Here is a 19,755-nt window from a genome sequence, read left to right on the forward strand (position 1 = left end):
TACAAACTGTCCCCCACCCTTTTCTCGTAATTACTTAAAACGCAGCATGGAAACCTATTACAACCCCGCCGACCTCAAGAAATTTGGCAACATCGGCGAGTTCCAGAAGGAATTTGCCGACAAGTTTTTCACCTACTACGGGGCCGTATTCGCCGAAGGGGCCCTCACGGCCCGCGAAAAATCACTCATCGCCCTGGCCGTATCGCACGCCGTGCAGTGCCCCTACTGCATCGACGCCTACTCGGCCGACACGCTCGAAAAAGGCTGCACCGAGCCCGAAATGATGGAGGCCGTGCACGTGGCCGCCGCCATTCGCGGCGGTGCCACCCTAGTGCACGGCGTGCAAATGATGAACAAGGTCAAGGAGTTGTCCATGTAAGTGTTGTTTAAAAGAACGTCGTGCTTCGCTGCGAGCTGCACGACGTTCTTTTTTGGTTGAAAAGCCTATTTGCCTGCTTCTACCCGTCCATGATAAAGTCCCTCAAAGCCACCGGCAACCAACTGGCCGACTCGGCTTTCCAGCTCACCGTCTTGCGCCAGGAAGTGGTGGACGTGCTGCACCTGCCGCCCTTCCACCAGAAGATGCAGGAGGCGGGCCTGTTTCCGCTGAAGCCGGTGCTGCCGGCGGTGCTGCAAATCAACGTGGGCAAGATGTGCAACCAGGTGTGCAAGCACTGCCACGTGGACGCCGGCCCCGACCGCAAGGAAATCATGACCCGCGACACGATGCAGCTCTGCCTCAACGCGCTGGCCGCCACCGATATCCCAACCGTGGACCTCACCGGTGGGGCCCCCGAGATGAACCCCGATTTCCGGTGGTTTGTGGAGGAAATCAGCAAGCTGGGCCGCAAAGTGCTGGTGCGCTGCAACCTCACCATCATTGTGGCCAACAAGAAGTACCACGACCTCCCAGAGTTTTTCAAAAAGCACGGCGTGGAGGTGGTCAGCTCCCTGCCCTTCTACTCGGCCGATAAAACCGACCGCCAGCGCGGCGACGGCGTGTTTGACGACTCCATCAAAGCCCTGAAAATGCTGAACGCTGTGGGCTACGGCCTGCCCGGTAGCGGCCTGACGCTGAACCTGGTGTACAACCCGGCCGGCGCCTTTATGCCGGGGCCCCAGGTGGCGCTGGAGCGCCAGTTCAAGCAGGCGCTGCTCAAGGACCACGGCATCGTGTTCAACAGCTTGTTTGCCATTACCAACCTGCCGGTGAGCCGTTTCCTCGACTACCTGGTGGAGTCGGGCAACTACGCGGGCTACATGGAGAAATTGGTAAATGCCTTCAACCCCACCGCCGCGGCCGGCGTGATGTGCCGCGACACCATCTCGGTGGGCTGGGACGGCGGCCTCTACGACTGCGACTTCAACCAGATGCTCGACCTGCACGTGGCCAGCACCAGCCAGCACATCCGCGACTTCGACGCCGATGCCCTGGCCCGCCGCCCCATCGTGCTCAACCAGCACTGCTACGGCTGCACGGCCGGCGCGGGCTCGAGCTGCGGCGGTACAGTGGCGTAAGGCGGCTTTACCTTGCCGCCCATCCAGCCGCCTGCGCCCGCCCGGGCGCTCACCCTCCAGGCCCCAACGCTGGCTACCGCATGACGATTCCCACCCTCCGCCAATGCCTGCTGGCCGAAGTGCTCGGCACCGCTTTTTTAATGATTTTCGGAACCGGCGCGGTGGTCGTGGACGAGCAGTTCCACAACATCGGCCACAGCGGCGTAGCCGCCGCCTTTGGGCTTATCGTGCTGATTATCATTCAGGGGCTGGGCCACGTGAGCGGCGCGCACGTCAACCCGGCCGTCACCATTGGCTTCTGGGCGGCGGGGCGTTTTCCGGGGCGCCGCGTGGGTCCCTACGTGGCGGCGCAGCTGCTGGGGGCCGGCCTCGGGAGCGCGGCCGTGCGGCTGCTGGCCGCCCCCGGCTCGCTGCTGGGGGCCACGCTGCCGGCCCACGGGGCGGGCGAGGCCTTCGCCGTCGAGCTAGGCCTTACCTTCTGGCTAATGTTTATTATCCTGCGCGTTACGTCGAGCTACTACGAGCAGGGGCTAATGGTGGGCCTCACCATCAGCGCCGTGGTGGGGCTGGAGGCGCTGGTGGGCGGCCCCCTCAGCGGGGCTTCCATGAACCCGGCGCGCTCGCTGGCCCCGGCGCTGGTAAGTGGCAACTGGACCGCCGCTTGGGTATACGTGGCCGCCCCGGTGGCCGGCGCGCTGCTGGCCGTGTGGGCCGACCGCTTGCTGGAACCCAAGCCCGCGCCAGCGGCCCCCACCTCTTCGCCTTCATAAGCAAGCGTTAGGGCCCCAGCGCCACCTGGGGCCCTAACGCTACTGTCTTGCTAAAGCAGCGCTGATAGGGTTTACGCAAGCATACCAAGGATTAGCCCCAGCGGGGCGGCCCAACTGCCTGCAACGGTTTTGGGTCGCCCCGCTGGGGCTTTAGCGTTATTAATCAACATTTTACTACCGATAGGCCACCCCGCTGGGGCTAGTCGGCAACTTATTCGCGTAAATCCTATTGATATAAATGACTGCCAGCAATATTATTAGCCATAAGCCAATATCTAACAGCTAATTATCCCACCTGAATGGCGCGAATTTTTTCCGCCGACAGCTCGGAGAAGTGCTGGATGATCATATTGGCCTGGTGCAGATCTTGGCCGGCCGAGTGCGGGCTGGCGTAGCCGATGCAGTAGATGCCCGCTGCTTTGGCCGCCGCCACGCCGTTGGCCGAATCCTCGATGACGACGCACTCCGACACGGGCGTTTCGGCCAGGGCGGCGGCGTGCAGGAAGATGGCGGGGTCGGGTTTGGAATGCGCAAAGTCTTCGCCGCTGACGATGTGCCCAAAGTAGGGCCCCAGGCCAAAGCGCTTGAACACCCGCCCAATGGTGGCCTTGGAGGCCGACGAGGCCAGCACCAGCGGCACTTGGTGGGCGCGCAGGTCGTCGAGCAGGCCGCGCACATTATCGAGCAAATCCAGGTCGGGGTCGTTGTCGAAGCGCTGGTTGAACAGCTCGCGCTTGCGCAGGAGCAGCGCGTCGATTTCCTGGGGCAAGCCGAACTGCTCCTTGAGCTGCTGGAACACGTTGCGCGTAGACGAGCCCAGGTACGAGGCGTACTGCGCGTCCGAAACGGTGATGCCCAGCTCGGCAAATTGGGTGAAAAAGGCGTGGTGGTGGATGGGCTCGGTGTCGATGATGACGCCGTCCATATCGAAAATCACGGTTTGAATCATGAGGCCGCTTACGAAGGTTGCGGCCAAAGGTACCGGGACGCCGGGGCGCAAGTCCCGCCGCTGGGGCCCAAATTGCCGGGGCGGGGGCCCGCGGCGGGACTATTTTTGCTGCGGGCCGCGTTGCGAAGCCCGCCCCGGGGCCCTTTTTTTTGCCGCTGCTTTTGCTCACGACCCAATATTCCGCCTGGTTTATCCCGCTGTGCCTGTTGGTGGGCGCGGGCTACGCCGCCCTGCAATACTCGGCCCGGGCCCCCTGGGGGCCCCGCCTGAACTACGCACTGGCCGCGCTGCGCTGGGCGGTGGTGAGCTTTTTGTGCTTCCTGCTGCTGGCGCCGTTCGTGAAATCGACCACCACGCGCACCGAAAAGCCCACCGTGGTGCTGGCCGTCGACAACTCGCAGTCGGTGGAGCTGTTCACGCCCAAGCCCGTGCTAAGCCAGGCCACCGCCGGCCTCGCCCAGCTGGCCGCCACGCTGCGGGCCAAGGGCTTCGCAGTGGAAACCCGCGCCCTGACGCCCGGCCGCACGCCGGGGCCCGATTCGCTGCGCTTCACCGCCGCCAGCACCGACCTCGACCAGCTCCTGGCCGGCACCCGCGCCGCCTACGACGGCCGCAACCTGGCCGCCGTGGTGCTGCTCAGCGACGGCATCGCCAACCAGGGCCGGGGCCCCGCCTCGGCCGACTACACGTTTCCGATTTACGCCGTGGCCGTGGGCGACACCGTGCCCAAGAAGGACCTGCGCCTGACGGACCTGGCCTACAACCGGGTGGCGTTCAGCGGCAACAAGTTTCCGCTGGAGGCCGAGCTGGCCTTTGAGGGCTACGCTGGCGGCACGGCCACCGTGGAACTGCGCGAGGGCCCCCGGGTGCTCGAAACCCGCCGCGTGGCCCTGCCCGCCGGGCGGCGGCGCGCGAAAGTGGCGTTCCAAATCACGGCGCCCGCGCCCGGCAAGCGCCGCTACGAGGTGCGCGTGGTGCCCCAGCCCGGCGAATTCACGGCCCTGAACAACGCCCGCCCGGCCTTCGTGGAAGTGGTGAAGGGCAAGCTGCGCGTGCTGCTGGCCGGCGCCGCCCCCCACCCCGACCTGAAGGCCCTGCGCGCCGCGCTGCAAACCAACGACAACTTTGACCTGACGCTGGCTGTGCCCGGCGTGGCCCCGCTCAAGGCCGGGGCTGATTTTGACGTGGCCATCCTGCACCAGCTGCCGGCCCAGGGCGGGCTGGGGACCGACATCCTGGCCCAGGTGCAAGCCAAGGGCGTACCGGCGCTCTACGTGGTGGGGGCCCAGTCGGACCTGGCGGCCTACAACCGGCTCGGCACGGGCCTTAGCATCCAGCCCCGCGGGGCCCAAACCGACGCCGTGACGCCCCTGCCCAACCCCGGCTTCACCCGCTTCGCCCTCGACGAGGAAACCGCCCGGCGCTTTGCCCAGTACCCGCCCGTATCCGTGCCCTTCGCCGACCTGCGCCTGGGCCCCGGGGCCGAAGCCGCGCTCTGGCAGCAGGTGGGCCGCGTGGCCACCCAGCGGCCGCTGTTGGTGTTTGGGGGCCCCACCGGCGCCCGCCGGGCCACGCTGCTCACCGACGGCGGCTGGCAGTGGCGCCTGAGCGAGGCCGTGGCCCACGACGACCGCCCCGAAGCCTACGACCGCCTCATCGTGCGCACCGTGCAGCTCCTCACCCAAAACGCCCGCAAAAAGCGCCTCGACGCCTACCCCACCCAAGATGCCTTCGGCACCCAGGACGACGTAACGCTGGCCGCCGAGACTTACAACGCGGTATTTGAGCGCATTTACGACCAGAAAATCGACCTCACCCTCACCAGCGACAGCCAGCGCGTGCGCCGCTTCTCCTTCAGCAACGGCGCCGATGGGGCCCCGCTGCACCTGGGGCCCCTGCCCGCCGGCCGCTACCGCTACCAGGCCCGCGCCACCCTCGGCGGCCAGGCCCAGCAAGACGCCGGCGAGCTGCTCGTACAAAACCAGCCCCTCGAAGCCCTCGAATCGAAGGCCAACCCCAACCTGCTGGCCCAGCTGGCCCGCCGCAGCGGCCAGCGCCTCTACTACCCCGCGCAGTTCGCGCAGCTCACCCAGGACTTGCTGAAGGCCAACTACAAACCCATCCTTTCTAGCGAGGAAGACCTAAAGGATTTGATTGACCAGAAGTGGATTTTCTTCTTAATTCTGGCCTTCGTGACCGCGGAGTGGGCCGTGCGCAAGTACTCGGGCAGCGTGTAGGAATGCGGTTTGGCAGGACGGCCCAATTGCCGTAAGCTCCCGTAAAGTAGAAACTCGTTTCAAACGTCTCCGCTCCTACTTTACCGAACCCCATGAAACTACGAGTCATCCTCACCGGCGCGACCGGGATGGTGGGCGAGGGCGTGCTGCTCGAATGCCTGGAAAACCCCGCCGTGGCGCACGTGCTGGTGCTCAGCCGCCGGCCCAGCGGCCGCAGCCACCCCAAAATGACCGAGCTGCTGCACGCCAACTTGCAGGACTTGGGCCCCATCGAAGGCCAGCTTACGGGCTACGATGCCTGCTTTTTCTGCGCCGGCACCTCGTCGGTGGGCGTGTCGAAGAAAGAGTACGAGCGCATCACCCACGACCTGACGCTGGACTTTGCCCGCACCCTGGCGCGCCTCAACCCGGCCCTGACGTTCGTTTACGTGTCGGGCGCCGGCACCGACGGCACCGAAAAGAGTCGCCAGCACTGGGCGCGGGTGAAGGGCCGCACCGAGAACGAGCTACTGGCCCTGCCCTTCCGGCGCGCCTACATGTTCCGGCCGGGCTTTATGCGAGCCACGCCCGGCCAGCGCAACCTGCTGAAATGGTACCGCTTCATTGCCTGGCTATACCCGCTGGCCCGCCGGTTGGCCCCGGCCTACGTCAGCACCATGCAGGAAGTGGGCCGCGCCATGATCAACGCCGCCAGTGCTGGGGCCCCCAAGCCCGTGCTCGAAGTGCGCGACATTGTGGCGCTGGCCCAAAATTCAGCGAAAAGTTAAAAATGCAGCGTTAAAATCAATCGAGTTTTTAACGCTGCATTTTTAACTTTCAACTACCAAATCTCACCCTTTGAAAACGTTTCTCTTGACCACTGGCGGCATTCTTGGGGCCCTGTTACTGGCCATGGTGGCCTTCACCGGCCTCAGCCCGCAGCTGGGCGGCACGCCCACCAAGGCCGACCGGCAGCGCTTTGCACAATCGGGCCACTACGCGGACGGCGAATTCCAAAACCTGCTGCCGACGAAACAGCTGACCGATGGCAGCATGGGGTCGGTGCTCTGGAACATGCTGTTTCGCAAGCACCCCAACACCGAGCCTCCGGGGCCCCTGCCCACGCAGCCGCTCGACTCGCTGGCCATCGTGCAGAAGTCGCCGGAGCTGGTGCGCGTCACGTGGTTTGGGCACTCGGCCAGCCTGGTGGAAATGGCTGGCCAAAACATTCTGCTCGACCCCATGCTGAGCGTGAAAATGGGGCCCCTAGCGCTGGTCACGCCCAAGCGCTACAACCCCAGCCTGGCCATCACACCCGAGCAGCTGCCGTCCATCGCCGCCGTGCTCATCTCGCACGACCACTACGACCACCTCGACTACGAAACCATCCGCAAAATCAAGGACAAAGTGGGGCGGTTTTACGTGCCGCTGGGCATCGGGGCGCACCTGCGGGCCTGGGGTGTGCCCGCGGCCCGCATCACCGAAATGAACTGGGGCGACAGCGCCCGGCTAGCCGGCGGCGTGCTACTGCGCTGCACGCCGAGCCGCCACTTCTCGGGCCGCGGCCTCACCAACCGCAATTCCACGCTGTGGTGCTCGTGGGTGCTGCAGGGCCCCACGAAGCGCATTTTTTACACCGGCGACGGCGGCTACGGGCCCCACTTCGCCGCCATCGGGGCCCAGTACGGGCCGTTCGATTTGGCCCTGGTGGAGTGCGGGCAATACGACCGGCAGTGGGCCGAAATCCACATGCGGCCCGAGCAGAGCGTGCAAGCCGCCCGCGACGTGCGCGCCGCCGCCATGCTGCCCGTGCACTGGGGCGCCTTCACCGAAGCCAACCACCCCTGGAACGAATCCGTGACGCGCGCCAGCGCCGAGGCCGCCCGCCTCGGCCAGCCCCTCACCACGCCGCACCTCGGCGAGCCCGTAACTTTGGGCCCCGGGCCGCTGCCCACGGCGCCGTGGTGGCGCTAGCTTCTGAGTTGCTTGTTGTTAGTTGTCAGTTGCTAGGCGCTTGTGAGAAGCTGATAACAAACAACTGACAACGAGCAACCGACAACTAACATGCGCTACATCCTCCTCAACAAGCCCTACGAAGTCCTCACCCAGTTCACCGACGAGGCAGGCCGGGCCACGCTCAAGGATTTTGTGCCCGTGCCGCACATCTACCCCGTCGGCCGGCTCGATTTTGACTCCGAAGGCCTGCTGCTCCTCACCGACGATAAAGCCCTCCAGCACCGCCTCAGCGACCCGCGCTACAAGGTGTTCAAAACCTACTGGGCCCAGGTAGAGGGCGAAGTGACCACCGAAGCGCTCGAAAAGCTGCGCCGCGGCGTGGTCATCAAAGAAGGCCGCACCGCCCCCGCCCAGGCCACCGACATGCCCGAGCCCGAAGGCCTGTGGGCCCGCAGCACGCCCATCCGCTACCGCGCCAGCATCCCCACCACCTGGCTGGAAATCCGCATTTCGCAGGGCATGAACCGCCAGGTGCGCAAGATGTGCGCCGCCGTGGGCCTGCCCTGCCTGCGCCTCATCCGGGCCCGCATCGACGAGTTGGACCTTGGCGCCCTGGCCCCCGGCGAGTGGCGCGAGCTCACGCCCGAAGAGTCGCGCAAGCTCAAGGCCAAGTTCTCGGCCACCAAAGACCCTGCTAACCGCCAAGTAGCTGCCAAGCCCGTTCCCGGGGCCCCGGCGGCCTCAGCTGCGCCGCCCACGCGCCGCCCGGGCGGCGGCCCGGCCGAGCGCGGGGCACCGCGCCGTCCGCGCTAGGGCCCCGGCGTTATGTCGAGCAAGCGCTTACTGCGTCATCTGTTAAGCACCAGCCTTGTATTGTTCGGGCTGGCGAACGTCGTGGTTTTCTTTCATGCCTGGCAACTCACGCACTTCAGCGCCGACGTAGGGCCCCGCACCAAGTCGCCGGAGAAACTGTCGGCCGCTGCCAAGCTGGGCCTTATTCTGACCGGCGTGCGCAACCCGCGGCCCGTTACCGGGGCGCCGCCGGCGTTTCCTTACCAAAGTGTATTTTTTGAGGGCCCCAACGGCCGGCTCGCGGCGTGGTACAGCTTGCCCGCGGGCCCGGCGCGCGGCACGGTGGCCCTGTTCCACGGCTACACCAGCGAAAAATCGCACCTGGTAACGGAAGCCGCTTTTTTTCGCAGCCTGGGCTACGCCGTGCTGCTGGTCGATTTTGCCGGCGGCGGCGGCTCGGCGGGCACCCACGTGACGGTGGGCTACCGCGAGGCCGACGACGTGGCGGCCGCCACGCGCTGGCTGGCCGCCCGCCCCGGTGGCCCGGGTCCCCTGGTGCTTTACGGCGTGAGCATGGGCGCGGTGGCCATCCTGCGGGCCGAGGCCGCGCTAGGCGTGCACCCGGCGGCCAACGTGCTCGAATGCCCCTTCGGCAGCCTCCGCCAAACGGCCCGCAACCGCTTCGCCGCCCTGCACGTGCCCGCCTGGCCCCTGGCCGATCTGCTGGTGTTTTGGGGCGGCTTGCAAAACGGCTTCTGGGGCCCCGGCCTCTCCGCCGAGCGCTACGCCGCGCAAGTAGCTACTCCCACCCTGCTGCTGTGGGGCACCGCCGATACCCGCGTGACCCGCGCCGAAACCGCCGCCGTCTTCCACAACCTCCGGGGCCCCAAGCAGCGGCACGACTTTGTGGGCGCGGGCCACGAGCCGTACTGGCACCGCTACCCAGCCGAGTGGCAGAGGCAGATTAGCGACTTTTTACTGGGCGTTAAACAATAACAACAACCTGTCTATCTACCCAGGCGTCACTTCGTTGCCAGCAAGAAACTGTTGCTTCCAATGCCGCTTCTCAATACTTCTAACATTCTGCACATCGTGCAGGGAATGCAGAAATTGGGCAAGAACAGCTAACTCGTTGTCGTCCGGGTCTCCCAGAAAAGGAGTAGGATAAATGGCATTTCCGTAGCAATTGCGCACTTTTTCCGGCGTATCGTCCACAATCAATACTCGCTCAAGATCGAAGCCAAGCCGCTTTACTTTCTTGAGAATCTTGGCATATTCGTAGTGACTGGCACCGTCCAGATTGTAGTAGCCGTACTCATCAAGCCGCGGCAAAACCAACGGTGTGCAGCGCGAGCGGCCCCACACAAATACGGGCTTTACTGCCGTTGGGAATATTTGCGCCACTACTTGCTTCACGTAGCCATCGCTGGCCGATGACCATACAGCTAAGTCAAATTTTTCCGCACAAGCGGCGATAAATGCATCCAAACCGGGGCGCTTGTACACATAGTGTTGGTAGAGTTCAAACGCAAAATCATCGCCGAGTTTGTTTACTGTCGCGTGAATCAGCGTTTCGTCAAGATCTAAAATAAGCAGGATTTTATCCTCCATCGCGTCCTTAAGTAAAGAGGGGCAATTTAAGGAAACGGAGATTCTGCACACCTGTCAGGAAAGCTTTCCCGAGGCAATGTAAACCCGGCCACCTCGGCGGATAAGTGGCCGGCTGGGGGCCCAATCGGTGACACATTGTCACCAAAATGGGGTTGGTACGTAGCTTGTAAAAGGACTCTCAGCTACCCACGGGCAGCTTCCTATTGACAAACTATCCACTTAACCTGAACACCCCAACATGGGCAAAATAATCGGCATCGACCTCGGCACCACCAACTCTTGCGTGGCCGTGATGGAAGGCAACGAACCCGTTGTTATCCCCAACTCCGAAGGCCGCCGCACCACGCCGTCCATCGTCGCATTCCTCGACAACGGCAAGGGCGAGCGCAAAGTGGGCGACCCGGCGAAGCGCCAGGCCGTTACCAACCCCAAAAACACCATCGCCAGCATCAAGCGTTTCATGGGCCGCCAGTTCTCGGAAGTATCCGCCGAGAGCAAGTACGTAGCCTATGACCTGGTGCCCGGCGCCAACAACACGGTGGCCGTAAAAATTGGCGACCGCAACTATACCCCGCAGGAAATTTCGGCCATGGTGCTTCAGAAAATGAAGCAGACCGCCGAAGACTACCTCGGCCAGCCCGTTACCGAAGCCGTTATCACGGTGCCCGCGTACTTCAACGACGCCCAGCGCCAGGCCACGAAAGAAGCCGGCGCCATTGCCGGCCTCGACGTGAAGCGCATCATCAACGAGCCCACCGCGGCCGCCCTGGCTTACGGCCTGGACAAGAAGCACAAAGACCAGAAAATTGCCGTGTACGACCTCGGCGGTGGCACCTTCGACATCTCGGTGTTGGAGCTGGGCGACGGTGTGTTTGAGGTGCTGAGCACCAACGGCGACACCCACCTCGGCGGCGACGACTTCGACCAAGTCATCATCAACTTCCTGGCCGACCAGTTCAAAGCCGATAACGAAGGCCTCGACCTGCGCAACGACCCCATGGCCCTCCAGCGCTTGAAAGAAGCCGCCGAGAAAGCCAAAGTGGAGCTGTCAAGCTCGAACGAAACCGAAATCAACCTGCCCTACGTGACGGCCACCGCCAGCGGCCCCAAGCACTTGGTGGTGAAGCTGAGCCGCGCCAAGTTTGAGCAACTCTCGGACGAGCTGGTGCGCCGCTCGATGGAGCCCTGCAAGAAGGCCCTGCAAGACGCTGGCCTCTCGGCCAGCGACATCGACGAGGTAATCCTCGTGGGTGGTTCGACCCGCATCCCCCGCATCCAGGAGGAAGTGGAGAAGTTCTTCGGCAAGAAGCCTTCGAAAGGCGTGAACCCCGACGAAGTGGTGGCCATCGGCGCCGCCATCCAAGGCGGTGTGCTGACGGGCGAAGTGAAGGACGTGCTACTGCTCGACGTGACCCCGCTTTCGCTGGGCATTGAAACGATGGGCGGCGTAATGACCAAGCTCATCGAGTCGAACACGACCATTCCGACCAAGAAATCGGAAACCTTCTCGACGGCGTCGGACTCGCAGCCTTCGGTGGAAATCCACGTGCTGCAAGGCGAGCGGCCCCTGGCCAGCCAGAACCGCACCATCGGCAAGTTCCACTTGGACAGCATCCCGCCCGCACCCCGCGGCGTGCCGCAGATCGAAGTAATCTTCGACATCGACGCCAACGGCATCCTGAACGTGACCGCCAAGGACAAAGGCACTGGCAAGGAGCAGAAAATCCGCATCGAAGCCAGCAGCGGCTTGTCCGACCAGGACATTGAGCGCATGCGCCAAGAGGCGGCCAGCAACGCCGACGCCGATAAGGCCGAAGCCGAGCGCATCAAGAAGGTGAACGACGCCGACTCGATGATTTTCCAGACCGAGAAGCAGCTAAAAGAGTACGGCGATAAGCTGAGCGGCGGCAACAAAACCGCCGTGGAAGGCGCCCTCGCCGACCTCAAGAAGGCCCACGAGAGCAAAGACCTCGGCGCGATTGAAACCGCTATGACGGCCATCAACGCCGCTTGGCAGGCTGCCTCGCAGGAGATGTACGCCGCCGCGGGTGCCGATGGCGCCGGCGCTGGCCAGGGCTTCCCCGGCGGGGGCGAAGGCCAGCCGCAGGGCGATGGACAGCCCGCCGCCGACCACGTAACCGACGTGGACTACGAGGAAGTGGACGGCAAATAAATCACTGATTGGCGGTGATTAACCGTGATTTCGCTGATTGATTTTAGGATGTTAAAAGGGCCGGAAGCGCATTGCTTCCGGCCCTTTTTTTGTGCGCGCTGGGGCCCTAACTCGTACCTGGGGCCCTACACAGCCCGCCGGATGAGAAAGCCGTCGACCATGGTTTCCATGCCCAGTTTGGGATAATACTCCCGTGCTTCGGGGGCAGCCCGCAGGACAAGGGCACTGCCGGGCCCCGCTTTTTCTTTGGTAATGGTTACCAAACGCTTACCAATGCCCTTGTGCTTGTATTCGGCGCGCACGGCCAAATCGCTAAGGAAGCAGCTGAAGCAAAAATCGGTGAGGGAGCGGGCCACGCCCACCAGCACCTCCCCGTCCCAAGCCGTGGCGATGAGGTTGCTATTGGCGTACATCTGGGCAATGCGGGGCGCGTCGTGCGTGGGGCGTGCCAGGCCAGCGCTCACGTACAAGTCGATGATTTGTTCGGTAGTGGGCAGGCGGTCGAGGTGATAGGTAACGGTCATGACGGGAACGAGGAGAAGATTTTCGGCGCAAGGTAATTCAGCTGAAACAGAGCGTAAATTGCCCCGGGTTAGGGGCCCTGCCGCCGGCCTTCCGCTTTTCTGCCGCATGGATTCCGTTGTCATTGCCTACCAGAAGTTTGCCACGCCCGAGGCGGCCCAGCCGCTGCTGGCCCTGCTTGAGGCTCACCGCATTGCCCACGAGGCCCACCACTCGCGGCCGCGCTTCAACGCCGTGCTGGGCACCACTTCAGCCGAGCAGTTTGTGGTGAGCCTGCTGCCCGAGGACTTCACCCGGGTGCGCCAGCTTGAGGAAAGCCAGGCCGCCAACACGCCCAGCAATTTCCCGTCGGACTACTACCTCTTTGGCTTCACCAACCCCGAGCTGTGGGAGCTGCTGAGCCAGCCCGACGCCTGGAGCAGCCACGACGTGGCCCTGGCCACTCACCTGTTGCGCGAGCGCGGCGAAGACGTATCGGACCATATTTTACTGAACCTCAGGGCCCTGCACACCGAAAACCTGGCCGCCCCCAACCCCCGCCCCACCGCCTGGATTGTGGCCGGCTACCTACTGGCCCTGGCGGGCGGCGTGTTCGGGCTGGGCATTGGCTGGTCGTTGTGGCGCTACCGCAAAACCCTGCCCGACGGCCGCCAGGTGCCCGGCTTCGCCCCCGCCGACCGCGCCCACGGCCGCCGCATTTTGTGGCTGGGCGCGGCGGGCGTGGTGTTTTGGGTGGCCGTGCGGATCGTGGCCGGCTGACCCCGCTACGGCGCCGGGGCCCTAGCTGGTGATTTGGGCTGGGTTTTCGGCGGCATCGGCGATGCCTTCCTCAATTTTTTCGGCGGCCTCCTGGCGGTCTTCCGCGTCGGGCATTTCCAGCTCCTCGGTTTGCTCGCGCCAGCCGGTGGGCTCGTAGCTGAGGCGGATGTAGATGGGGAAGTGGTCGGAGCCCATGTGAGTGAGGCGCTCGAGGTGCTGCAAGCGGAAGTGCGCGGAGTGAAACACGTGGTCGAGGGGCCAGCGCAGCAGCTTGTGGTCGGCGTGGAAGGTGGGCAGCAGGCCCCGGCCGATGCGCGGGTCGAGCAGCCGCGAGAGCCGCCGAAACAGCTCGGAGGTGTGCGACCACGCCACGTCGTTCAGGTCGCCGGCCACGATGGTGGGGCCGTTGTGGGCCTCAATCTCGCGGCCTACTACCAGCAGCTCGGCGTCGCGGCGCACGCTGGTTTTGGATTCGGCCGGGGCCGGCGGGCGCGGGTGCAGGAAATGCAGCCGCACGGGCACGCCGTTGGGCAGCACCACCTGCCCGTGAAACGAGGGAACGTCGGCCTCCAGCAAGAACCGGATTTCGGCCTGGCGCAGCGGCAGGCGCGAAAACACGAGCATGCCGTAGGTGTTGGGTAGCGGGGCGTGGCAGGTGTAGGGGTGCGATTTGGCGAGCGGCTGCAGCTGCTCCAGCCACCAAGCGTCGGTTTCCACGGCCAGCACAATGTCGGGCTGCCGCAGGCGGATGTGGCCCATGATTCGCGCCGAGTCGCGGTTGTACATTAGCACGTTGGTCACCAGCAGGCTCAGGTGGTTGTCGAGGTCGGCGGCGGGGCGGCTGGCGTCGGCCACCTGCTTGCCGTGCAGCGGCGTGTAGGGCCAGATGCGGTAGCCCTGGTAGCCGATGGCCACCGCCAGGGCCCCCAGCAGCCCCCCCTGCCAGGGGCCGGGCAGCGGCGGCAGCAGCAGGGCCCCCAGCAGGCTGGCGGCCAGCCCGGCCACAATTTGCAGGCGCGGGAAATCGCAGACCCGCACCCACCAGGCCGTTTGGCGGAGCAGCGGCAACACGGTGGCCAGCAGGGCGGCCGCGCCCAGCAGCCACGTCAGCCACTGCGCCAGGGTAAGCAATAAATTCATAAGTGGCAAAGGTAGGCGGCGGCCCCAGCGGCACCGCCGCCTTTAAACGGCCCGGGCGCGGGCCACGTTGGGGCCCCGGGCCCGGCTGCTACCTTTGGGGCATGGAAATCCTGCTGGCCACGTTCACCACCCTGTTCTCGCTCGTGAATCCTTTCGGGGCGATGCCGGTTTTCCTCACCCTCACCAGCGACGACAGCGGCACCGAGCGCTTGCGCATTGCCTTGCGCGCCTGCCTCTACATGGTAGCCATCTTGAGCGTGGCCTTTTTGGGCGGGCAGTACATTCTTAACTTCTTCGGCATCAGCATCCAGCACCTGCGCATTGCGGGCGGCATCCTGCTCATGCGCTCGGCCTTCGACCTGCTCACGCCCGGTGCCAACCGCGACCGGGTGGGCCCCGCCGCCCTCGAAGAAAGCAAGCTCAAGGACGACGTGAGCTTCACGCCGCTGGCCATGCCCATGCTCTCGGGGCCCGGCTCGATGGCCATCTGCATCGGCCTCATCCGCCCCAGCTACCCTGACAAGCTACTGACGCTACTGGGCTTTGCGCTGGTGGCGCTGGCCAGCTTCGCGGTGCTGGCCTCGTCGCTACGCCTCACGCGCCTGCTGGGCCGGCCGGGCATGGCGGCCCTGGCACGCATCATGGGCTTTATCACGCTAGCCATCGGGGTCAATTTTTTCGCCACCGCCATCGGGGCCCTATTCCCGGGGTTGACGAAATAGCGCCCTGCGCTTGCAACGAACAATGGCGGGGCCCCGGCGCCGGCTGTACTTTTGCGCCCGACTTATGACGACCAAGAACGACCTCTACCTGCGCGCCGCCCGCGGCGAAACCACCGAGCGGACGCCCGTGTGGCTCATGCGCCAAGCCGGCCGCATCCTGCCCGAGTACCGCGCCCTGCGCGCCCGCCTCTCCGGCTTCAAGGAGCTGGTGGAAACCCCCGAGCTGGCCGCCGAGGTCACCATCCAGCCCATCGACGCGCTGGACGTGGACGCGGCCATCATCTTCTCCGACATCCTGGTGGTGCCCGACGCCATGGGCCTGCCCTACGAGATGGTGGAGGCCCGGGGGCCCCTGTTTCCCAACGTCATCAAAACCGCCGCCGACGTAGACAAGCTGCGCATCGCTGACCCCGAAGAGCACCTCGGCTACGTGCTGGAGGCCCTGCGCATCACCAAGCGCGCCCTCAACGGCCGGGTGCCGCTCATCGGCTTCGCCGGGGCCCCCTGGACGATTCTGGCCTACATGGTGGAGGGCCACGGCTCCAAAACCTTCAGCAAGGCCCGCGGCATGCTCTACCGCGAGCCCGCCCTGGCCCACCGGCTGCTCGAGAAAATCACCGCCACCACCATTGCCTACCTGCAAGCCCAGGTGGCCGCCGGGGCCCAAGTGGTGCAGGTGTTCGACTCGTGGGCCGGCATCTTGCCGCCCGCGCACTACGCCGAGTTCTCGACGCGCTACATCGCCCAGATTTGCGCCGCCCTCGCCCCGCTGGTGCCCGTCACGGTATTTGCCAAGGGCGCCTGGTGGGCCGTGGAGGACTTCGCTGCCCTCCCCTGCCGCACGATAGGCCTCGACTGGAACCAGGACCCCGCCGCCGTGCGCCGCCAGGCCGGCGACAAAACCTTGCAAGGCAACCTCGACCCCTGCGCCCTCTACGGCACCCGCGAGCAGGTGCGGGCCGCCACCCAGGCCATGCTGCGCCAGTTCGCCGGGGGCCCCCACATCGCCAACCTCGGCCACGGCGTGTACCCCGACACCGACCCCGACAACGTGCGCGTGTTTGTGGACACGGTGAAGGAGTGGCGGGGCTAGGCGGCCAAGCAATTATTCCGAATACTAGGAAAACTGGTCCGGTGGCTAGCAAAGCCGCCGGACCAGCTCGTTTTACGCCACCGCCTTACTTGCCGCCGAATGGAATTATTTCGCCCTGTTTTACTGCCGTCCAAGTTTCGGTTTATCGAGCGCTTTTATGGCCAAAAGCCGTTCCGGCTATTGGACATTGGGGCCGGTAATCATTCGGCCTCGAACACCAAGAAATGGTTTCCGGCCTGCGAGTACCACGGGGTAGATTTAGATAAAAACTACCACAACGACGAAAACGATTTCCGGCTGATGACGGCCTTCTACGAAATGAACCTGGAAGCGCTGGATTTCGCCGCCATTCCGGACAATTATTTCGATTTCATCGTTATGGCCCACGTCGTGGAGCATTTAAAAAATGGCGACGACGTGATTGCAGGCTTATTGCCCAAGCTCAGAAAAGGCGGCCTCATTTACCTGGAATTTCCTGGCTACCACTCCACTACGCTGCCCCGCATGCAGGGAACGTTAAACTTTTTCGACGACGATACCCACGTGCGCATTTATTCGCTGCAAGAATTTTACAACCTGTTCCTGCGCCACCAATTCCAGGTAGTGGCCGGTGGGGTGCAACGGCGCTGGCACAACATTTTATTAATTCCGCTTAAAATTCCGCACAATTTAATTAAGTACAAACGCATTGTTCCCAGCATCTTTTGGGATTTGCTGGGCTTTGCTGAATACGTGGTGGCAAGGAAAAAATAATTAATAAGCAGCCCCTACTTTATTACCGCCGCTCTCCCAAAAACCAGGTATGGAAACTAAAGACAGTAACGGGGCCCTACTCGCCGACGGCGATTCGGTCACGCTCATCAAAGACCTGAAAGTGAAAGGCTCATCGCTGACGCTAAAGCGCGGCACGCTGGTCAAAAACATCCGCCTCACCAACTCGCCCGCCGAAATTGAGGGCCGGGCCAGCGGCAGCACCATGGTGCTGAAAACCGAGTTTCTGAAGAAAGCCTAGCCACGTCTGCGCCGGGTGGGCGGGGGCCCTGGGGCCCTAAAACAGGGCCCCGGGGCTACAAACCGGCTTCCTGCGCTTCTTCCAGCAGCCGCTGTTTCTCAATTGGCACTACTCCCACTTGCTCGCACACGAGCCCGCCGCCCAAGTTGGCCAGCGCGGCCAGAAACGGCGCCGGCTGCCCCAGCGCCACGCACAGCGCGGCAATGCTGATAACCGTATCGCCGGCCCCCGACACGTCGGAAATCGTGCGCAGGTGGGCCGGCAGGTAAGTTTTCTCATTGGCTTGCTGGGCAAATACGCCGTGCTCGGAAAGCGTGACCAGCACAATTTCGGGCTGCAATTCGGCGCGCAGCCGGGCCACGCCGGTTTCGAAGCCCGGACGGTCGGTGGCGGGGTCGCCAAACTCCAGCTTGAGGCCTTCGCGCAGTTCCTTCAGGTTGGGCTTGAACAAGGTGCAGCCGCGGTAAGCCAGGAAGTTCTTCTTCTTAGGGTCCACCACCGTCGGGATGCCCCGCTCCCGGGCCCGCGCAATGCAGGTGGCGATGATTTCCTCGCGCAGCACGCCCTTGTCGTAGTCCTCAAACACTACCACGTCGGCCTGGGCCAGCAGCGCGTCGTAGGCCTCCAGCAGCTGCGCCGTTTCGTCGGCGTTGAGGTCAGTTTCCACCTCCGAATCGATGCGCAGCAGCTGCTGGCCCTGGGCCAAAATGCGCTGCTTGACGGTAGTGGGCCGGTGCGGGCTGCGGATGAGCCCCTCGGTGGGCAGGCCGCACTGGCGCAGCAGTTCCAGCAGCTGGTCGCCGCCGGCATCGTCGCCAATCACGGCGCAGAGCAGCGGCGTGGCCCCCAGGGCCTGCACGTTCAGGGCCACGTTGGCGGCCCCACCGAGGCGGTTTTCGGTACGGGCCACGTGCACCACCGGCACGGGGGCCTCGGGCGAGAGGCGCGTGGCGCGGCCCCACACATAGGCGTCCACCATCACGTCGCCCACGATGAGGACGCGCAGGCGGTTGAAATTGGCAAAGAGCTGGGAGAGCGTATCGGCAGGCATTGCGGCAAGGATAATAGGGCCCCAAAGGTAAAGGCCCGCGGCAGGAGCGCGCCGGGGCGCACCGCTGCCACGGGCCTTGCACTTAAGCTGCATTCACTAATCATCAGCAAAAATGTAGCGCGGACTTTGTGGTCCACGGCTCTGAACAGTAGCTGCACGATTAATCGGCAGGACGAAGCGAGAGCCGCGGACTATAAAGTCCGCGTTACATTTTTACGCTACAAAAACTACAATTTGGCCAGGCTCTTCTTAATGCGCTGGAAGGCTTCCACCAGCTTGTCGTCGGCGGCGGCGGTGCTGAAGCGCATGCACTGCGGGGCCCCAAAGGCCTCGCCCGACACGGCGGCCACGTGGGCGTCGCTGAGCAGATAGAGAGCCAAATCGGCCGAATCTTTGATAACCTGGCCCTCGGCCGTGGTGCGCCCGAAGAACGCCGACACGTCGGGGAATACGTAGAACGCGCCGCTCGGCGTGGGCGTCACCATCCCGGGGATGTCCTTGGCAATGTCCAATACCAGGTCGCGGCGGCGGTGGTAGGCCGTTACCATCTCGTCGGCGCTGGCGTGGCCCCCGAGCAGGGCGGCGGTGCCGGCCTTCTGGGCGATGGAGCAGGTGCCGGACGTGATTTGGCCCTGGAGCTTGTCGCAGGCCGAAGCAACGTCGGCGCGGGCGGCCAGGTAGCCCAGGCGCCAGCCGGTCATGGCGTAGCCCTTCGAAAAGCCATTGACGGTGATTACCTGGTCTTTAACCTCGGGGAAACGGGCCAGGCTGTAGTGCTCGCCCACGAAGTTGATGTACTCGTAAATCTCATCGGCCAGGGCAAACACCTGCGGGTGGCGAGCCAGCACGGCGGCCATTTCGCCCAGCTCCTCCTGGCTGAACACCGAGCCCGTGGGGTTGCAGGGCGAAGAGTACATGATGAGCTTGGTGCGCGGCGTGATGGCGGCTTCGAGCTGCGCGGCGGTGGCCTTGTAGTCGTTTTCGAGGGTGCCCACCAGCGGCACGGGCACGCCCTCGGCCAGCTTCACCATTTCCTCGTAGCTCACCCAGTAGGGCGAGTAGATGATGACCTCGTCGCCGGGGTTCACCAGACTAAGGATGGCGTTGGCCAGGGCCTGCTTGGCGCCAGTGCTCACCACAATATTGGCGGGTAAGTAATCTAAGTCATTCTCTTTCTTGAGCTTGGCGCAGATGGCCTGGCGCAGTTCCAACGTGCCGGGCACCGGCGTGTAGAACGTAAAGCCGTCGTCGACGGCCTTTTTGGCGGCGTCTTTGATGTACTGAGGCGTCTGAAAATCGGGCTCGCCGAAACTCAGGCTGATGACGTCGACGCCCTGCGCGGCCAGCTCGCGGGCTTTTTTGGCCATGGCAATGGTCGCCGATTCGGTCATCGCCAGCAGGCGGTTGGAGAGCGGCGACGCGGGGGCAAGTACTTCGGGCATAGCGGACAGCGGAAAAAGTTGCATTGCAA

20 protein-coding genes are annotated in these 19,755 nt (G+C 64.1%); 14 read left to right on the plus strand and 6 right to left on the minus strand.

The genetic code is table 11. The annotated features are described in order from the left end of the window. Positions 1–46: 46 nt before the first annotated feature. The 3 genes from EAH73_RS02250 (at position 47) to EAH73_RS02260 (ending at position 2,288) form a co-directional block, all read left to right on the plus strand. Positions 47–379 carry an arsenosugar biosynthesis-associated peroxidase-like protein gene (locus tag EAH73_RS02250; protein ID WP_140464789.1) on the plus strand — a complete coding sequence of 111 codons (333 nt, stop codon included), beginning with the start codon at positions 47–49 and terminating at the stop codon, positions 377–379. A 92-nt stretch (positions 380–471) separates the two neighbouring features. Next, positions 472–1,518, plus strand: a complete 1,047-nt coding sequence (gene arsS / locus EAH73_RS02255) for an arsenosugar biosynthesis radical SAM (seleno)protein ArsS (protein WP_140465284.1) — start codon at positions 472–474, stop codon at positions 1,516–1,518. A gap of 80 nt (positions 1,519–1,598) precedes the next feature. After that, positions 1,599–2,288 carry an MIP/aquaporin family protein gene (locus EAH73_RS02260; RefSeq protein WP_140464791.1) on the plus strand — a complete coding sequence of 230 codons (690 nt, stop codon included), beginning with the start codon at positions 1,599–1,601 and terminating at the stop codon, positions 2,286–2,288. A gap of 286 nt (positions 2,289–2,574) precedes the next feature. Here EAH73_RS02260 and EAH73_RS02265 read toward each other — a convergent pair whose 3' ends face one another. Further along, a complete protein-coding gene (locus tag EAH73_RS02265) occupies positions 2,575–3,237 on the minus strand; it encodes an HAD family hydrolase (protein ID WP_140464793.1) in 663 nt (220 codons plus the stop codon). 161 nt (positions 3,238–3,398) lie between these two features. On the opposite strand from EAH73_RS02265, the gene EAH73_RS02270 reads away from it, so the two are divergent. The 5 genes from EAH73_RS02270 to EAH73_RS02290 all read left to right on the plus strand — a co-directional run bounded on the left by EAH73_RS02270 (position 3,399) and on the right by EAH73_RS02290 (position 9,197). After that, positions 3,399–5,474: a VWA domain-containing protein gene (locus EAH73_RS02270; RefSeq protein WP_240047108.1), complete on the plus strand. Its 2,076-nt coding sequence runs from the start codon at positions 3,399–3,401 to the stop codon at positions 5,472–5,474. 92 nt (positions 5,475–5,566) lie between these two features. Next, positions 5,567–6,241, plus strand: coding sequence for an NAD-dependent epimerase/dehydratase family protein (locus EAH73_RS02275; RefSeq protein ID WP_140464795.1), 675 nt, complete (start codon positions 5,567–5,569; stop codon positions 6,239–6,241). Positions 6,242–6,311: 70 nt separating this feature from the next. Further along, on the plus strand, positions 6,312–7,427 hold the full coding sequence (locus EAH73_RS02280) for an MBL fold metallo-hydrolase (protein WP_140464797.1): 1,116 nt from the start codon (positions 6,312–6,314) through the stop codon (positions 7,425–7,427). A 90-nt stretch (positions 7,428–7,517) separates the two neighbouring features. Beyond that, a complete protein-coding gene (locus EAH73_RS02285; RefSeq protein ID WP_140464799.1) occupies positions 7,518–8,222 on the plus strand; it encodes a pseudouridine synthase in 705 nt (234 codons plus the stop codon). A gap of 81 nt (positions 8,223–8,303) precedes the next feature. Beyond that, positions 8,304–9,197, plus strand: a complete 894-nt coding sequence (locus EAH73_RS02290; RefSeq protein WP_161599422.1) for an alpha/beta hydrolase — start codon at positions 8,304–8,306, stop codon at positions 9,195–9,197. Between the two features lie 15 nt (positions 9,198–9,212). On the opposite strand, the gene EAH73_RS02295 is transcribed toward EAH73_RS02290, so the two are convergent. Beyond that, positions 9,213–9,812 (minus strand): HAD family hydrolase, encoded by a 600-nt coding sequence (locus tag EAH73_RS02295; RefSeq protein ID WP_140464802.1) that lies wholly within the window; start codon positions 9,810–9,812, stop codon positions 9,213–9,215. Positions 9,813–10,050: 238 nt separating this feature from the next. Between EAH73_RS02295 and dnaK the strand changes: the two genes are divergently transcribed. After that, positions 10,051–11,985, plus strand: coding sequence for a molecular chaperone DnaK (gene dnaK, locus EAH73_RS02300; protein ID WP_140464804.1), 1,935 nt, complete (start codon positions 10,051–10,053; stop codon positions 11,983–11,985). A 125-nt stretch (positions 11,986–12,110) separates the two neighbouring features. On the opposite strand, the gene EAH73_RS02305 is transcribed toward dnaK, so the two are convergent. Further along, positions 12,111–12,509 carry a GNAT family N-acetyltransferase gene (locus EAH73_RS02305; RefSeq protein WP_140464806.1) on the minus strand — a complete coding sequence of 133 codons (399 nt, stop codon included), beginning with the start codon at positions 12,507–12,509 and terminating at the stop codon, positions 12,111–12,113. A gap of 106 nt (positions 12,510–12,615) precedes the next feature. Here EAH73_RS02305 and EAH73_RS02310 point away from each other — a divergent pair, with 106 nt between their 5' ends. After that, complete coding sequence (locus EAH73_RS02310) at positions 12,616–13,266, plus strand: hypothetical protein (RefSeq protein ID WP_140464808.1); 651 nt, start codon at positions 12,616–12,618, stop codon at positions 13,264–13,266. 21 nt (positions 13,267–13,287) lie between these two features. On the opposite strand, the gene EAH73_RS02315 is transcribed toward EAH73_RS02310, so the two are convergent. Beyond that, on the minus strand, positions 13,288–14,406 hold the full coding sequence (locus EAH73_RS02315) for an endonuclease/exonuclease/phosphatase family protein (RefSeq protein ID WP_140464810.1): 1,119 nt from the start codon (positions 14,404–14,406) through the stop codon (positions 13,288–13,290). Between the two features lie 101 nt (positions 14,407–14,507). Between EAH73_RS02315 and EAH73_RS02320 the strand changes: the two genes are divergently transcribed. From EAH73_RS02320 to EAH73_RS02335, 4 genes are all read left to right on the plus strand, one after another. Next, positions 14,508–15,128, plus strand: a complete 621-nt coding sequence (locus EAH73_RS02320; RefSeq protein ID WP_140464812.1) for a MarC family protein — start codon at positions 14,508–14,510, stop codon at positions 15,126–15,128. A gap of 64 nt (positions 15,129–15,192) precedes the next feature. Further along, positions 15,193–16,221 (plus strand): uroporphyrinogen decarboxylase, encoded by a 1,029-nt coding sequence (gene hemE / locus EAH73_RS02325; RefSeq protein WP_140464814.1) that lies wholly within the window; start codon positions 15,193–15,195, stop codon positions 16,219–16,221. Positions 16,222–16,320: 99 nt separating this feature from the next. Continuing rightward, the gene (locus EAH73_RS02330) at positions 16,321–16,974 is read left to right on the plus strand and encodes a class I SAM-dependent methyltransferase (RefSeq protein WP_140464815.1); all 654 of its coding nucleotides are present in this window, start codon (positions 16,321–16,323) and stop codon (positions 16,972–16,974) included. Between the two features lie 49 nt (positions 16,975–17,023). Further along, positions 17,024–17,233 carry a zinc ribbon domain-containing protein YjdM gene (locus tag EAH73_RS02335; protein WP_140464817.1) on the plus strand — a complete coding sequence of 70 codons (210 nt, stop codon included), beginning with the start codon at positions 17,024–17,026 and terminating at the stop codon, positions 17,231–17,233. A gap of 55 nt (positions 17,234–17,288) precedes the next feature. On the opposite strand, the gene EAH73_RS02340 is transcribed toward EAH73_RS02335, so the two are convergent. Both EAH73_RS02340 and EAH73_RS02345 read right to left on the minus strand, forming a co-directional pair. After that, positions 17,289–18,284: a bifunctional heptose 7-phosphate kinase/heptose 1-phosphate adenyltransferase gene (locus EAH73_RS02340; protein ID WP_140464819.1), complete on the minus strand. Its 996-nt coding sequence runs from the start codon at positions 18,282–18,284 to the stop codon at positions 17,289–17,291. Positions 18,285–18,511: 227 nt separating this feature from the next. After that, positions 18,512–19,726: a pyridoxal phosphate-dependent aminotransferase gene (locus EAH73_RS02345; protein WP_140464821.1), complete on the minus strand. Its 1,215-nt coding sequence runs from the start codon at positions 19,724–19,726 to the stop codon at positions 18,512–18,514. Between the last annotated feature and the right edge of the window lie 29 nt (positions 19,727–19,755).

It is taken from the genome of Hymenobacter nivis, assembly GCF_006439025.1.
In the GTDB taxonomy this organism is placed as follows: Bacteria; Bacteroidota; Bacteroidia; order Cytophagales; family Hymenobacteraceae; genus Hymenobacter; species Hymenobacter nivis_A.

Coding starts and splice junctions, on each gene's coding strand:
- EAH73_RS02250 (WP_140464789.1), top strand. CDS start 47: ATGGAAACCTATTACAACCCCGCCGACCTCAAGAAATTTGGCAACATC.
- EAH73_RS02260 (WP_140464791.1), top strand. CDS start 1,599: ATGACGATTCCCACCCTCCGCCAATGCCTGCTGGCCGAAGTGCTCGGC.
- EAH73_RS02265 (WP_140464793.1), bottom strand. CDS start 3,237: ATGATTCAAACCGTGATTTTCGATATGGACGGCGTCATCATCGACACC.
- EAH73_RS02275 (WP_140464795.1), top strand. CDS start 5,567: ATGAAACTACGAGTCATCCTCACCGGCGCGACCGGGATGGTGGGCGAG.
- EAH73_RS02285 (WP_140464799.1), top strand. CDS start 7,518: ATGCGCTACATCCTCCTCAACAAGCCCTACGAAGTCCTCACCCAGTTC.
- EAH73_RS02295 (WP_140464802.1), bottom strand. CDS start 9,812: ATGGAGGATAAAATCCTGCTTATTTTAGATCTTGACGAAACGCTGATT.
- dnaK (WP_140464804.1), top strand. CDS start 10,051: ATGGGCAAAATAATCGGCATCGACCTCGGCACCACCAACTCTTGCGTG.
- EAH73_RS02305 (WP_140464806.1), bottom strand. CDS start 12,509: ATGACCGTTACCTATCACCTCGACCGCCTGCCCACTACCGAACAAATC.
- EAH73_RS02310 (WP_140464808.1), top strand. CDS start 12,616: ATGGATTCCGTTGTCATTGCCTACCAGAAGTTTGCCACGCCCGAGGCG.
- EAH73_RS02315 (WP_140464810.1), bottom strand. CDS start 14,406: ATGAATTTATTGCTTACCCTGGCGCAGTGGCTGACGTGGCTGCTGGGC.
- EAH73_RS02320 (WP_140464812.1), top strand. CDS start 14,508: ATGGAAATCCTGCTGGCCACGTTCACCACCCTGTTCTCGCTCGTGAAT.
- hemE (WP_140464814.1), top strand. CDS start 15,193: ATGACGACCAAGAACGACCTCTACCTGCGCGCCGCCCGCGGCGAAACC.
- EAH73_RS02330 (WP_140464815.1), top strand. CDS start 16,321: ATGGAATTATTTCGCCCTGTTTTACTGCCGTCCAAGTTTCGGTTTATC.
- EAH73_RS02335 (WP_140464817.1), top strand. CDS start 17,024: ATGGAAACTAAAGACAGTAACGGGGCCCTACTCGCCGACGGCGATTCG.
- EAH73_RS02340 (WP_140464819.1), bottom strand. CDS start 18,284: ATGCCTGCCGATACGCTCTCCCAGCTCTTTGCCAATTTCAACCGCCTG.
- EAH73_RS02345 (WP_140464821.1), bottom strand. CDS start 19,726: ATGCCCGAAGTACTTGCCCCCGCGTCGCCGCTCTCCAACCGCCTGCTG.